Genomic DNA, 14,403 nt, shown 5'->3' on the forward strand with positions numbered 1-14,403 from the left:
TGAACCATGCAAACGACGCCGGAATCGCAGGCCATCGCCCAGTCGCTGTGGCTGGACAGCCTCAGTCGCACCCTGCTCGACAGCGGGCGCCTCGCGGACTACATCGAACACCTCTCGATCCGCGGCCTGACCTCGAACCCCACGGTGTTTGAAGCCGCCCTGCAGGACAGCGGGGCCTATGCCGCCGACATCCGTGCCCAGGCCGCTGAGGGCCTCAGCGATTCGGCCCTGCTGATCGAGCTGACGCTGTCGGACCTGCGCCGCGCCGCCGATCTGCTGCAGCCGATCTTCGAGGCCAGCGGCGGCGTCGACGGTTGGGTCTCGATCGCGCTGTCGCCGATGCTGGCCTTCGACACCGAGGCCAGCCTGGTCGCGGCTCGCTGGCTGCACGCCCGCGCGCAGCGGCCCAATCTGATGGTCAAGCTGCCCGGCACCGAGGCTGGACTGCGCGCGGTCGAGCGGCTGACCTTCGAGGGGGTCCCGGTCAACACCACCCTGCTGTTCTCGCGCGAGCACTACCTGGCGGCGGCCGAGGCCTACATGAGTGGCCTCGAGCGCCGGCAGTCGGCGGGGCTGGATCTTGCCGTAGGCGCGGTCGCCTCGATCTTCGTCAGCCGCTGGGACCTTGCCGCCCGCTCACGTCTGCCGGCCCGCCTGCACAACCACCTCGGCATCGCCATGGCCGGGCGGATCTATGCGAGCTATCGACGCCTGCTGAGCTCGGCGCGCTGGCGCGCGCTGGCCGCGGCCGGCGCGCAGCCGCAGCGACTGCTGTGGGCGAGCACCGGCAGCATCGATCCGGCCGCGGCGCCGACCCTGTACGTGCGTGCCCTGCGCGCCGATCACACCGTCAACAGCCTGCCCGAACCGACCCTGTTGGCCTGGTCGCGGGAGTGCATCGACAGCGACAGCCGCCTTCCCGGCGCGCCGGCGGCAGGCCTGAGTGTTGACGCCGATGCCGCCGAGGCCTGCCTGCGCGAGATCGTCACGGCCGGCGTCGAAATCGGACTGCTCGCCGCCCAGCTGCAGCTCGACGGCGTCGCTGCGTTCGCGCAGTCCTGGCGTGCCCTGCTGCGCCGGGTCGCGGCGCAGCGCGCATGAGCCGGCGACTGCCCCTGCTGGACGTGCCGGCGCTGCTGGCCGCCTACGCCGACCTGCGTCCGGATGCGGCGGTGCCGGCGCAGCGGGTGGCCTTCGGCACCTCGGGGCATCGCGGCAGCGCGTTCACCCGCAGCTTCAACGCCTGGCATGTGCGGGTGATCGTGCAGGCGATCTGCGACTACCGGCGTCTGCACGGCATCGACGGCCCGCTGTACTTGGGCATCGACACCCACGCCCTGTCGCGGCCGGCCTTCGAGGATGCGCTGGAAGTGCTCGCCGGCAACGGCGTGCCGGCCTGCATCGCCGCCGATGTCGGCTACACGCCGACGCCGGTGATCTCGCACGCGATCCTGGCGCACAACCGCGGGCGTCGCTCCGGGCGTGCCGATGGCATCGTGCTGACGCCCTCGCACAATCCGCCCGAGGCCGGCGGCTTGAAGTACAACCCGCCGCACGGCGGGCCCGCCGAGACTGCGGTGACCGCGTGGATCGAAACGCGCGCCAACGCGCTGCTCGCGGCGGCCACGGTCGGGGTGCGCTGGCGGCCCTATGCCGAGGCCTTGCGCGGCGCCCGCAGCCACGATTTCCTCAACCCTTACGTCGAGGATCTCGGCGAAGTCATCGACTTCGAGCGGATCCGCAGCGCCGGTATCCGCATGGCCGTCGATCCGCTCGGCGGTGCCGGCGTGCACTACTGGCAGCCGATCGCGGAGCGCTACCGGCTCGATCTGCGCGTGCTGAGTCTGCAGGTCGATCCGCAGTTCGCATTCATGCCGCCGGACTTCGACGGCCGGATCCGGATGGACCCCTCCTCGCCGCAGGCGATGCGGGGGCTGATCGCGATCAAGGACAACTTCGACGTCGCCTTCGCCTGCGATACCGACCACGATCGCCACGGCATCGTTACTCCCAGCGCCGGCCTGCTGCCGCCCAATCACTATCTGGCCGTGGTGATCGACTACCTGCTGCGGTCCCGCCCGCACTGGGCGCTCACTGCTGCGGTCGGCAAGGCCGTGGTCAGCAGCGCCTTGATCGACCGCGTCGCGCACCGGCTGCGGCGGCGGGTGTTCGAAGTACCGGTCGGCTTCAAGTGGTTCGTCGACGGCCTGCTCGACGGCCGTCTTCTGGTGGCCGGCGAAGAGAGCGCGGGCATCAGCTTCCAGCGTCGCGGCGGCGGCGTCTGGACCACCGACAAGGACGGCTTCGCGCCGGCCCTGCTGGCGGCCGAAATCACCGCCCGCAGCGGGCAGGACCCCGGCGTCTTCTACGAGGCGCTGACGGCGACGCTGGGCCGCCCGGTCGCCGATCGCCTGAGTGCGCCCGCGACACCGGCGCAGAAGGCGCGACTAGCGGCGCTCGGCGCGCAGCAGATCGACGCCCGCGAGCTCGCCGGCGAGCCGATCACCCAGATTCTCGAACGCGCCCCCGGCAATGCGGCGCCGATCGGCGGCATCAAGGTCTGCGCCGCCAGCGGCTGGTTCGCGGCGCGGCCCTCCGGCACCGAGGATCTCTACAAGATCTACGCCGAGAGCTTTCGCGATGAGGCTCACCTGCAGGCCCTGCTTGCGCAGGCCCAGGCGCTCGTCGACCGCGCCCTCACCGAGACGGCGACGAGCTCGTGAGCACGGCGGCGCGGCGGTGATCGCGTCGGCGCCGTCTGCAACGCCCATGGCCGCAGCCGCAGTGACCTCGCAGGCGGTCGAGGTGCTGACGATCAACAGCGGTTCGTCCAGCGTCCGCTTCGCTCTCTACGCCGGATCGCCGCCTCTGCAGCGCCGGCTGCGTGGCCGACTGGACTGGAGCGGCGGCGACGACGCCAGGCTTGATGTCGAAGCCGACGATCCACAGCTGCAGTCGGACCTCGACGCCGTCGGCGCTGGCATCGCACTGCCCGCGCGCGCCGACGCTGCTGCCGCGGCGCGCGCACTGATCGACTGGCTGGGCGCGGCCATCGACCTGAGCCGGTTGGCCGCCGTCGGTCATCGGCTCGTGCACGGCTTTCGCCATGCCCAGCCGGTGCGGATCGATGCCGCGCTGCGCGCCGAGCTCGGCGCCCTGAGCCCGCTCGCGCCCGAGCATCTGCCGCGCGCGTTGGCCCTCATCGACGCCTTCGCCGAACGCTGCCCCTCGCTGCCGCAGGTGGCCTGTTTCGACACGGCCTTCCATCACGCCATGCCGGCCTTGGCCCAGCGTCTGCCGATTCCCCGGCGCTACGCCGACGCCGGTCTGCGGCGCTTCGGTTTTCATGGGCTTTCCTACGCTTACCTCATCGAGGCGCTGGCGAGGCTGGCCGGCGCTGAGGTCGCGAACGCTCGGGTGCTGATGGCCCATCTCGGCAACGGCGCCAGCCTGGTGGCGCTCAAGGATGGCCGCAGCGTCGACACCAGCATGGGTTTCAGCCCCAACTCCGGGCTGATGATGGGCACCCGCAGCGGCGATCTCGACCCCGGCCTGCTGGCCTATCTGGCCGAACGCGAAGGCTTGAGCTGCGCCCAGCTGCAGCGGCTGTGCAGCCATGAATCGGGCCTGCTAGGCGTGTCGGGCCGCAGCGCCGACGTGCGCGAGCTGCTGGCGCTGGAGGCCACCGACCCGCACGCGGCTGAAGCGCTGGCGCTGTTCTGCTATCAGGTCCGCAAGGGCATTGGCGCGTTCGCCGCCGTGCTCGACGGCATCGACACCCTGGTCCTCGCCGGCGGCATCGGCGAGCACGCCGCACCGATCCGCGCGCGGGTATGTAGCGGCCTGGGCTTTCTCGGCATCGAGCTGTGCGCCGAGCGCAATGCGCGCAGAGCGGCGGTGATCTCGACGGATCGCAGTCGCGTTCACGTGCGGGTGATGCGTACCGATGAGGAACAGATGATCGCCCGCGAATGCGTGCGGACCGTGCAACTGCCGCCGTGATCGCCGGTGATCGCGCCGCGGGTTCGCCGGCGCACCGACAGCACAGACGTCGACGCCGACACTGCGGGCTCGGCGCCGATGCGCTCGACCGCGCCCATCCAGCGACAGCAGACGCGGCACCGCCGCAGGAGACGCCATGCAGATCGAGGTGATCAACGTCATCGCCATGCACAGCCCCGGCTGCGGCAGCCGGGTCAGCCGCGTGCTGCGGGCCATCCACGGCGTCGACGCGGCCCGCGTGTCGCTGGAACGCGCCGAGGCGGTGGTCGAGTTCGACGAAGCGCTGTGTTCGCCCGAGCAGCTGCGCTGGGCCGTGCAGGCGGCTGGCTTCGGCATCGAGGGCGGGCGTCGACCGTCCCAGCGCGGACGCGCCGCCGCCGATGCGTAACCATCCGGCGGCCATCGCGCAGTCCGCGCAGATCGATCAGGTGCCTCCGCGCGACCTGCCGCCGTACGACGGGAATGGCCAGGGGGCGAACCCCACGCCGCTCGACGCCGATCTGCTGCGGCGCATCGACGCCTTCTGGCGGGCGGCGAACTATCTGTCGGTGGGGCAGATCTACCTGCTCGCCAATCCGCTGCTGCGCGAGCCGCTGCGGATCGAGCACGTCAAGCCGCGCCTGCTTGGCCACTGGGGCACCACGCCGGGCCTGAACTTCCTCTACGTGCATCTCAACCGGGTGATCAAGGCCCGGGATCTGGACATGATCTACGTCGCCGGCCCCGGCCACGGCGGCCCCGCACTGCTCGCCTGCACCTATCTGGAGGGCAGCTACAGCGAGGCCTACCCGGCGGTCTCGCAGGATCTCGACGGCCTGCAGCGATTGTTCAAGCAGTTCTCGTTTCCGGGTGGTGTTCCCAGCCACGTCGCGCCGCAGACGCCGGGCTCGATTCACGAAGGCGGCGAGCTGGGTTACGCGCTTTCGCACGCGTTCGGTGCGGCCTTCGACAATCCTGATCTGATCGTCGCCTGCGTGATCGGCGACGGCGAGGCCGAAACCGGCCCGCTGGCGACCAGCTGGCATTCGAACAAATTCCTGAACCCGGTCCACGACGGCGCGGTGCTGCCGATCCTGCATCTGAACGGCTACAAGATCGCCGGCCCAACCGTGCTGGCGCGGATCCCGCACGCCGAGCTGGAGTCGCTGCTGATCGGCTACGGCTATGCGCCGTGCTTCGTCGAGGGCGAGGTGCATGAGGACTTGCACCAGCGCATGGCGTCCGCGCTCGATGCTGCGATCGCCGAGATCCGCCGCATCCAGGCCGAGGCGCGCGCGCACGGCTTCAGGACTCGCCCGCGCTGGCCGCTCATCGTGCTGCGCTCGCCCAAGGGCTGGACCGGGCCGGCGCAGGTCGATGGGCTGCAGACCGAAGGCAGCTTCCGTTCGCACCAGGTGCCGATGGGCGACATGCATCGCCCCGGCCATCTCAAGATCCTCGAAGACTGGCTGCTAAGCTACCGGCCCGAGGAGCTTTTCGACGCGCGTGGCCAGCTGCTGCCGGAGCTGGCCGAGCTCGCGCCGCTCGGCACCCGTCGGATGGGCGCCAACCCGCACGCCAATGGCGGCCTGCTGCTGTCCGATCTGCTGGTGCCGGATTTCCGCACCTATGCGCTGAGCGTGGACGCGCCGGGTGCCGTGATCGGCGAGGCCACCCGCCAGCAGGGTCAGCTGATTCGCGATGTGATCGCCGGCAACCGCCAGAACTTCCGCGTGTTCAGCCCGGACGAGGCCAGCTCCAACCGCTGGGACGCGATGTTCGAGGTCACCGCACGCTGCTCGACCGCCGAGATCCACGCCGACGACGTGCACCTTGCGCCGGATGGCCGGGTTCTGGAGATGCTCAGCGAGCACCAGTGCGAGGGCTGGCTGGAGGGCTATCTGCTGACCGGACGGCACGGCTTCTTCTCGTGCTACGAGGCCTTCATCCACATCGTCGATTCGATGTTCAACCAGCACGCGAAGTGGCTGGACGTGGCCAGCGAGATTCCGTGGCGCGCGCCGGTGGCTTCGCTCAACTACCTGTTGTCCTCGCACGTCTGGCGGCAGGATCACAACGGCTTCAGCCATCAGGACCCGGGCTTCATCGATCTGGTCGCGAACAAGAAGGCCGCGATCGTGCGCATCTACCTGCCGCCGGACGCCAACACCCTGCTGGTGGTGACCGACGAATGCCTGCGCAGTCGCGATCGGGTCAACGTGATCATCGCCGGCAAACAGCCCTCACCGCAGTGGCTGGACATCGATGCCGCGATCGCGCACTGCGCCGCCGGCATGGGCATCTGGCACTGGGCCGGCAGCGACGGCGACGAAACGCCCGATGTGGTCATGGCCTGCTGTGGCGACGTGCCGACGCTGGAAACCCTGGCCGCGGTGGCGATCCTGCGGGCTGAGCTGCCCGGGCTGCGGGTGCGCGTGGTCAACGTGGTCGACCTGCTGCGCCTGCAGCCTCCCAGCGAACATCCGCAGGGCTTGAGCGACGCGGCCTTCGACGCCCTGTTCAGCACTACGGTGCCGATCATCTTCGCTTACCACGGCTACCCGCTCTTGATTCATCGCCTGACCTATCGGCGTCGCGGTCATGCGCTTCTGCACGTGCGCGGCTTCAAGGAAGAGGGCAGCACCACCACACCCTTCGACATGGCGGTGCTGAACGACCTCGACCGCTTCCATCTGGTGATTGACACACTGGATCGCCTGCCGCGCTCCAGCGCTCGTGGCGATGCTCTCAAGCAGCGTCTGCAGCAGAAGCTGATCGAACACCGCAACCACATCGAAGCGCACGGCGAAGACCTGCCCGAGATCCGCGGCTGGCGCTGGCCGCAGTCGTCCTTGTCGAATGCATGAGTGAGATCCCGCGTCACTGATCGAGGAGCGCCAGCTTCTGCAGCAGTCGCGGGTCGAGGCGCCTGCGCCCAAACAGCCCCTGCTGCGTACCCGACAGCACCGCGAGGCTCTGGCCGCGGCTGCCTGGCAGGCGCGACAGCGGCAGGAACAGGGCGTCGCGCAGGCGTGCGAGCAGGCGGTGGTCGGACTGGAACAGCGGCGTCAGCCAGCGCGACCACAGGTGATAGCTGCCGACATGCGCGCGACGCTCGGCGGCATAGCGGCGCAGCGCCGCGTCGACCCGCGACTCCGCGCGCAGGGCATCGCGCAGGGCCAGTGCATCCAGCAGAGCCATGTTGACGCCCTGACCCAGCTGCGGGCTCATCGCATGCGCGGCGTCTCCGATCGCGCAGAGGCGCCCCGCATGCCAGCGCCGCAGCACGGTGTCGCGGTAGCTGGCGCGGGCCAGTCCGGAAGCCTCGGCCGGCAGACGCATGAGGACCTCGGTGGCTTCCGGCCAGAGCGCGTACAGCTCGCTGCGCCAGGCCTCCAGGTCGCCTGAGCGCCAGCGTTCGAAGTCGGCGCAGGGCAGGCTCCAGAAGAAACTCAGATGCGGGCGCGGATCGGCGCCGCAGCCGCCCACCGGCAGCAGGCCGATCATCCGCTGCGCGCCCTGGTAGCGCTGGCGCAGCTCATCGGTGTGCGGCCAGCCCTCGGCTGCAACAAGGCACCACAGGGCGCCCCAGGGATACGGTCGATCCAGCCGGTGCGGCCCGAGGGCTGCGCGCAGCTGCGAGCCCGAGCCGTCGGCGGCGATCACCAGGTCGTAGGGTCCGTGCTGGCGGCCGTCGGCGCTGCGCAGCAGGCCCTGTTCGGCGTCCACCGACTGCATGTCGACACCGAAATGCAGCTGGGTGGCCTCGGAGCGCGCGGCATGCATCATCTGGAACAGCGCGCCGCGCTGCATGCCCAGACCGAACAGCTGCGGCTGCAGCTCGGCGTAGCGCATGTCCATGATGCGACGGCCGTTCGGCAGGTCGCCGAACAGTCGCCGCACCGGCGCGCCGAGCTGCAGGGCGGCATCGAGCAGCTCCAGTTCCAGCAGCACGCCCATCCCGGTCGGCTGCAGCAGGAAGCCTGCCCCGACCGGCCCCGGGTGCGCCACGCGCTCGAACACGTCGACGCGATGCCCTTCGCGCGTCAGCAGCAGGCTGGCCGCCTGGCCCGCGCTGCCGTAGCCGGCGATGGCGATGTGCAGGGGTTTCACTCGGCCAGTCTCTGGATTCACTCGATGCGCCGAGTCTGCCTGCGCGAAGGCTTCAGTAGTAGCGCAGCTGGGTCGCCTTGCCCCAGAACACGCGGTAGGTGTAGGCCGAGTAGGCGAGGATCGCCGGCAGGGTGATGGCCACACCGAACAGGATGATCATCAGCGAGCCCGGTGCCGCCGCCGCGTCGTGGATGGTGATGCGGTCGACCACCAGATACGGGAACAGGCTGTAGGCCAGCCCAAGGAAGGCGAACACGAACAGGCCGACCGAGCAGACGAAGGGCTGCCAGGGGCTGCGCAGATCGCCGCTGCGCATGCGCTTCAGCGAGCGCAGGGCGATGAAGAACAGTGCCGCGGTGATCAGCGGGATCTGCAGCAGCAGGATGAAGTTGGGCAGGCTGAACCACTTCTCGAAGATGCGCGCGCTGACCATCGGCGTGGCGACCGAGACCGCGCCGATGCCGATGCCGGTCAGCCACAGCGCGCGCTGCGCCCAGCGCACCGCCTTCCGCTGCAGCTCGCCTTCGGCCTTCATCAGCAGCCAGGTCGCACCCAGCAGGGCATAGCCCGCCAGCAGACAGACGCCGATGAAGCTGGCGAAGGCGAAGTTCGCCACGCTCCACTTGAAGCCCAGGATGTAGGCGCCGAGCATGAAGCCCTGCGACAGCGCGGCCAGCGCCGAGCCGACGAAGAAGCTGCGATCCCACAGGTGCTTGTGCTTCGCGCGGGCTTTGACCCGGAAGTCGAAGGCCACGCCGCGCAGAATCAGCGCGATCAGCATGATCGTCACCGGCAGGTAGAGCGAACTCAGGATCACCCCGTGCGCCATTGGGAACGCGATCAGCAGGATGCCCACGCCCAGCACCAGCCAGGTTTCGTTGGCGTCCCAGAAGGGCCCGATCGAGGCGATCATCGTGTCTTTCTGCGCGTCGTCACCGCCGGGCAGCAGGATGCCGACGCCGAGGTCGAAGCCGTCCAGCACGACATAGGCCAGCATGGCGAGCCCCATCAGGGCGAGGAAGATTTCCGGCAGCCAGGCGCTCATGCGCGCACTCCTTCGTGGGCTTGGCCCTCGGGCAGGACACCGATGCCGCTGTCCAGCTCGCCCTTCGAGGCCTTGTGCATCAGGTGGAACAGCACGCTGATGTAGGCCACCAGCAGAACGGCATAGATCGACAGGTACAGGCCGAGGCTGATGCCGATCAAGGGCGCCGGCACGGTCGAGGCCGCATCCGCCGTGCTCAGCACGCCGTAGACCACCCAGGGCTGGCGGCCGATCTCGGTGACGTACCAGCCGGCCAGCGTCGCCACCCAGCCCGCGAAGGTCATGCCGACCAGCGCGCGCAGCAGCCAGCGCGCGGGTTCGCCGCGGCGCTTCAGCTGCCAGACGCCCAGCCAGCTCACCGCCAGCATGAGCATGCCGATGCCCACCATCACCCGGAACGACCAGAACACCGGCGCCACTGGCGGGTGATGCTCGAATTCGTTCAGGCCCTTCACTTCACCGTCGAGCTCATGGGTGAGGATCAGGCTGGCGAGCTTGGGTATCTGGATCTCGTAGTGGTTGGTGCGATTCTCCTCATCGGGCAGGGCGAACAGCCGCAGACCCGCGCCGCGCTCGGTTTCCCAGATGCCTTCCATCGCCGCGACCTTGGCCGGCTGGTGCTCCAGCGTGTTCAGACCGTGCAGGTCGCCGGCCAGGATCTGCAGCGGGATCAGCACCGCGCCCAGCACCAGACCCGTGCGCAGCGTGGCCTGCACTTCGGCGCTGGCATCACCGCGCAGCCGACGCCAGGCCGACAGTCCAGCGACGAGGAAGGCCACGGTCAGGCCCGAGGCCAGCAGCATGTGGCTCAGGCGATACGGAAACGAGGGGTTGAAGACGATTGCCGCCCAGTCGGTCGGGTGCGCTTGGCCGTCGATCATCTCGAAGCCGACCGGGGTCTGCATCCACGAGTTCAGCACCAGAATCCAGAACGCCGACAGCGTGGTGCCGAAGGCGACCAGGAAGGTGGCCAGCGTATGCACGCGATCCGACACGCGGCCCTGGCCAAACAGCATGATCCCGAGGAAGGCGGCCTCCAGGAAAAATGCGGTCAGCACCTCATAGCCCAGAAGCGGGCCGGCGATGTTGCCCACGCGCTCCATGAAGCCCGGCCAGTTGGTGCCGAACTGGAAGCTCATGGTGATACCGCTGACCACACCCAGCGCAAACGACAGCGCGAAAACCTTCACCCAGGTGCGGTAGGCCGCGTTCCATTTGGCATCACCCGTAGCGCGCCAGCGCAGCTTGAAGAACAGCAGCAGCCAGCCCAGCGCGATGGTGATGGTGGGGAACAGGATGTGGAAGCTGATGTTGGCCGCAAACTGGATGCGGGCGAGGAGGATCGGGTCGAGGGTGTCCATTTTTGGAGCCGGGATTCGGGATTGGTAATTCGGGATTCGTTAGAGCGCGCTTGCCGCAAGCCCTAAACTTCTCGATCTGAGCCCCTCTCCCATCGGGAGAGGGGTTGGGGAGAGGGCCGGGTGTTCGCAGGCGGTTGTGGTGGCGGGCCTGGCACTCATCTAAGCGTTCGCGCTTTCCATCCGTATTGGGAAAGCGCGCTTGGCCTAGCTGCGACATTCAGAAGTCGGCCAACAGCCGCGTGCGACCGAGCGAAGGTGGGGGTGGGGGGGCAGGTGTTCGCAGTCCGCAGTGACCCAGCGCTCTGTTCAGTCCACCGCCTTCAACGCACGCTCACCCGGTTCAGGCGGCGCTTTCGCTTCGGGCTCGCTGCGGCGGCCGCCGCCCAGCACGCGCTCCTTCAGCTCCAGCAGCTTGACCACCTTGCTGCCCAGGCCCATCAGGCTCTGCAGCGTGTCGGGCGAGAGCTTGCGCACTTCGGCGAACCAGTCGGTGATCTGCTCGATGAGCTCATGCATCTTGCGCATGCGCTCCTGCGCGTAGGCGTCCTCGACGCCGCCCGCGGGTTCGAGCAGGGCATCGCGCAGCATCGACAGGGTCGGGTCGACTTCGCGGCGCTGGCGCTCTTCCGCGAGCGTCTTGAAGATCTGCCAGACGTCCTCGGGCGCCGAGTAGAAGTCGCGGCGGTCGCCGGGGTGGTGTTCGAGTTTCACCAGCCGCCAGCTCTGCAGCTCCTTCAGACCCATGCTGACGTTGCTGCGCGACACGCCGAGCTTTTCGACGATGTCGTCGGCGGTCTGCGCCTCGCGGCTGACGTAGAGCAGGGCGTAGATCTGCCCGACCGTGCGGTTGATGCCCCAACGGCTGCCCATCTCGCCGAAGTGCAGTACGAAGGACTGGGAAAGCGGGGGGAGGTTCATCGCCATCTCCGAAGTTTCAGTAATTTCTGAAATTACGGGCGCGATGATTCCTCCGTGCGCGTGAGCCCCCGGTGAATGAGGGGGCGGCCCCAGAAGGCCTGTATGCCCGAGCGCGGAATCCAGGCTCCATCCGGGCAGCGCGCTCGCAGTTGGCGCCCCGGCGACAGTTGCTCGTCGTCTGCCTTGAGGGCTGTTGAGCGCGGCCGAAGCCCGATTCGCACGTGGCGGCAGCGCGCCAGTCCTGTCTGCAGCAGGCAAGTCGCGGGATCTGCGGCGGTGCTCGCCGCGCTACGGAATCCTGAAGTCCGCGGTGCGGCAGTCGGCGCGAACTGGCTCGCTATACTCCGCCGCCATGAATGAATCCCTGTTTGAACCTTCACTGCAGCAGGTGCGCACCGAGCGCCCCTTGTACTCGACTACGACCCTCTTCATGTCCGCGTTCTTCGGCGGCGCCCTGGGGGGCGTCATCGTCTTCGCGGTCAATGCCTGGCGCGGCTCGCGTCTCGCGCGAGACAGCGTTTGGATCGTTCTCGCTGCGGCTTTCGCCCTGGGCCTGCCCTTCCTGATGCTGGCGGCGCTTCCGGAGGTCAACAGCGGCACCGGCCGGATCCTGATGCGGGGACTGGCGCTGTTGCTGGCCGGCGCCCTGTACCTGCGGCATCGGCACCTGTTCCGCGCGCAGGACCTGTTCGCCGCACGCCGCCCCAACGGCTGGCCGCTCGGGCTTGCCGCGATCGCGATCGCCTTCGTGGTCGGCCTGCTGACCAGCGAGGCGGCGCAGAACCTGCTGGGATCGACCGCGGAGGGCGCATGAACGCCCCCGGCGAACTCGCCTTCGAGGCGCATCGGTGGATGGAGCGCGGGCAGTGGCAGCGCGCTCGCGACGCATTGAGGCGCGGGCTGGCAGAGGCGCCTGACGACCTCGACCTGCTCTACGCGCGGGCGCGGCTGGATTTCCTGAGCGAGAGCGGCACCGCCCTGGACAGTGCCGAGGAGGTGCTGGCGCTCGCGCCCGAGCACGCCGGTGCCCGTCTGCTGCGGGCGCGCATCCTTGCCGAGCACGGGCGCCATGCCGAGGCGGAAAGAGGCTTGCTCGAACTTCTACGCACCTCTCCGCAGGACAGCGAGTTGCTCTGCCACTACGCGTTCCTGCTGCTGCGCGCCGGACAGCTGGCCAAGGCTCGCGCGCTGGCGAGTGAAGCGGCCCGGATCGCGCCCGAGGATCTGCTGGTGCTGTCGACGCTGGCGCTGTTGGACCTGGCGGAAGGACGAACGCCGCGCGACATGGGTGCGCTCGGCAAGATGCTCGACCTGTATCCCGAGGCCGAATCCACCCTCCGCACCCTCGCGTTCACTCTCGCCGAACGCATGCAGCTGGGCGCCGCCCGCGAGGCTGCTGCCCTGCTGGTGCGGCGCAACCCGAACGACGCCGATGTCGTCCGCTTGGCGGCGCACATCGCCTATCTCAGCCACTGGAGCATGCGCCCGCTGTATCCGATCCTGCGCTGGGGCTGGGCGGGCAGCTTCGGGCTGTATGGCGGCTTCATCGCCCTCAACACGCTGGGCCGCGGCGTGCTGCCTGCGCCGCTGCTGTTCGCGGTCTCTCTGGCGTGGATCAGCTACGCCCTCTACAGCTGGGTCTACCCGCCGATCTTGAAGCGGCGTCGCTTCCCGGAGCTTCTCTGATGGATACGCCGCCGAACGAGCGCGCCACGCTCGAAGCCGCACTGCTCAGTGCCCCCTTCGATGCGCGCCTGCGGATGCGCTATGCGCAGGCCCTGCTGGATGAGGCCGCCTTCGAATCAGCGCGCCACCAGTTCGAGCTGTGCGCGCAGGCTGATGCCTCGGCCGCACCGCTGCTGGGACAGGCGCGTGCGCTTCTGGCGCTTGGCGACGTCAACAGCGCCCGCGATGCCTACGCGAAGGCCCGCGGTCGCGAGGGCTTCGAAACGCTGGCAGCGCTCGAAGCGCCGACGCCGGAACGGCCGGCGCGACCGCGTCTCGGTCTGGTCGAGGCCAGCGGTGAGATCCGCGAGGTGTCGGTTGAACCCGCCGAGGTCGAGCATGAGACCCCGGCGCGTTTCGCCGATGTCGCCGGCCTCGACGACCTCAAGAAGTCACTGCGCCTGCAGATCATCGAGCCCTTCCGCAATCCGGGCTTGTTCGCCCGGTTTCGCAAGTCGGCCGGCGGCGGCGTGATGCTGTACGGGCCGCCCGGCTGCGGCAAGACCTTGATCGCGCGCGCCCTGGCCGGCGAAGTCGGCGGCAGCTTCATCAGCGTCGGCGTCTCCGAGGTGGTGAGCATGTGGTTCGGCGAAAGTGAGGAGCAGCTCGCCGACGTGTTTGCGCGGGCGCGCGCGCAGCGGCCCTGCGTGCTGTTCTTCGACGAATTGGACGCGCTGGCCTACGCGCGCGCCAAAGCGAGTTCCGAGCACAGCCGTCGCATCGTCAACGAGTTCCTGACCCAGCTCGACGGCGTCCTCAGCCAGAACCGCGATGTGCTCGTGCTGGCGGCCAGCAACATGCCCTGGGACGTCGACTCGGCGATGAAGCGCAGCGGTCGCTTCGCCCGACAGGTGTTCGTGCCGCCGCCGGACCTGGTCGCGCGCGTGCACATGTTCAATCTGAAGCTCGACGGTGTGCCGACGGAAGCGCTGGATGTCGGCGCGCTTGCGAAGGCAACGCCGTTCTACTCGGGCGCGGATATCGAGGGGCTGATCGATCTGGCCAAGGAGCGCGTGATCGCGCACGCCATCGACAACGGCGTCGAACGTCCGCTGCGACAGCAGGACCTGCTACAGGCCGTGCAGGAGTACGCCGCCAGCACCCTGGAATGGCTGCGCACCGCGCGCAATCTGGTGCGCTACGGCGGCGATGGCGGCTACCGCGAGCTGGAGCAGTACCTGAAGCTGCACAAGCTGATCTGAGTCATTTCCGCCACATCTCGGATGTGTTCGGAGGGCAGGTCGAGTGGATCGTGGATTC

12 protein-coding genes are annotated in these 14,403 nt (G+C 68.9%); 8 read left to right on the forward strand and 4 right to left on the reverse strand.

Annotated features, from left to right (window positions below; all coding sequences use genetic code 11):
• Window positions 1-6 precede the first annotated feature (6 nt).
• From tal to H4O13_02545, 5 genes are all read left to right on the forward strand, one after another.
• Window positions 7-1,101, forward strand: a complete 1,095-nt coding sequence (gene tal, locus H4O13_02525; protein ID MBE5314257.1) for a transaldolase — start codon at window positions 7-9, stop codon at window positions 1,099-1,101.
• On the forward strand, window positions 1,098-2,723 hold the full coding sequence (locus H4O13_02530) for an alpha-D-glucose phosphate-specific phosphoglucomutase (GenBank protein ID MBE5314258.1): 1,626 nt from the start codon (window positions 1,098-1,100) through the stop codon (window positions 2,721-2,723). Before tal ends, H4O13_02530 begins: the two co-directional genes overlap by 4 nt.
• Before the next feature lie 46 nt (window positions 2,724-2,769).
• Entirely contained in the window at window positions 2,770-4,002 is a 1,233-nt protein-coding gene (locus tag H4O13_02535) for an acetate/propionate family kinase (protein ID MBE5314259.1), read from the forward strand.
• Window positions 4,003-4,138: 136 nt separating this feature from the next.
• Window positions 4,139-4,390: a heavy-metal-associated domain-containing protein gene (locus H4O13_02540; protein MBE5314260.1), complete on the forward strand. Its 252-nt coding sequence runs from the start codon at window positions 4,139-4,141 to the stop codon at window positions 4,388-4,390.
• Window positions 4,383-6,848 (forward strand): phosphoketolase family protein, encoded by a 2,466-nt coding sequence (locus H4O13_02545; GenBank protein MBE5314261.1) that lies wholly within the window; start codon window positions 4,383-4,385, stop codon window positions 6,846-6,848. Before H4O13_02540 ends, H4O13_02545 begins: the two co-directional genes overlap by 8 nt.
• 13 nt (window positions 6,849-6,861) lie before the next feature.
• On the opposite strand, the gene H4O13_02550 is transcribed toward H4O13_02545, so the two are convergent.
• The 4 genes from H4O13_02550 to H4O13_02565 form a co-directional block, all read right to left on the reverse strand.
• Window positions 6,862-8,094, reverse strand: a complete 1,233-nt coding sequence (locus H4O13_02550) for an FAD-dependent monooxygenase (GenBank protein ID MBE5314262.1) — start codon at window positions 8,092-8,094, stop codon at window positions 6,862-6,864.
• A gap of 52 nt (window positions 8,095-8,146) precedes the next feature.
• Window positions 8,147-9,139 (reverse strand): cytochrome d ubiquinol oxidase subunit II, encoded by a 993-nt coding sequence (locus tag H4O13_02555; GenBank protein MBE5314263.1) that lies wholly within the window; start codon window positions 9,137-9,139, stop codon window positions 8,147-8,149.
• Window positions 9,136-10,500, reverse strand: a complete 1,365-nt coding sequence (locus H4O13_02560; GenBank protein MBE5314264.1) for a cytochrome ubiquinol oxidase subunit I — start codon at window positions 10,498-10,500, stop codon at window positions 9,136-9,138. Before H4O13_02560 ends, H4O13_02555 begins: the two co-directional genes overlap by 4 nt.
• Window positions 10,501-10,806: 306 nt before the next feature.
• The gene (locus tag H4O13_02565) at window positions 10,807-11,418 is read right to left on the reverse strand and encodes a GbsR/MarR family transcriptional regulator (GenBank protein MBE5314265.1); all 612 of its coding nucleotides are present in this window, start codon (window positions 11,416-11,418) and stop codon (window positions 10,807-10,809) included.
• A 352-nt stretch (window positions 11,419-11,770) separates the two neighbouring features.
• On the opposite strand from H4O13_02565, the gene H4O13_02570 reads away from it, so the two are divergent.
• The 3 genes from H4O13_02570 to H4O13_02580 are packed head-to-tail and all read left to right on the forward strand — an operon-like array spanning window position 11,771 to window position 14,345.
• Window positions 11,771-12,232, forward strand: coding sequence for a hypothetical protein (locus H4O13_02570; protein ID MBE5314266.1), 462 nt, complete (start codon window positions 11,771-11,773; stop codon window positions 12,230-12,232).
• The gene (locus H4O13_02575) at window positions 12,229-13,104 is read left to right on the forward strand and encodes a hypothetical protein (protein ID MBE5314267.1); all 876 of its coding nucleotides are present in this window, start codon (window positions 12,229-12,231) and stop codon (window positions 13,102-13,104) included. The genes H4O13_02570 and H4O13_02575 overlap by 4 nt, the downstream gene beginning before the upstream one ends.
• Window positions 13,104-14,345 carry an ATP-binding protein gene (locus H4O13_02580; GenBank protein MBE5314268.1) on the forward strand — a complete coding sequence of 414 codons (1,242 nt, stop codon included), beginning with the start codon at window positions 13,104-13,106 and terminating at the stop codon, window positions 14,343-14,345. The genes H4O13_02575 and H4O13_02580 overlap by 1 nt, the downstream gene beginning before the upstream one ends.
• The last annotated feature ends 58 nt before the right edge of the window (window positions 14,346-14,403 follow it).

The organism is Lysobacterales bacterium (assembly GCA_014946745.1).
GTDB lineage: Bacteria > Pseudomonadota > Gammaproteobacteria > Xanthomonadales > Xanthomonadaceae > Aquimonas.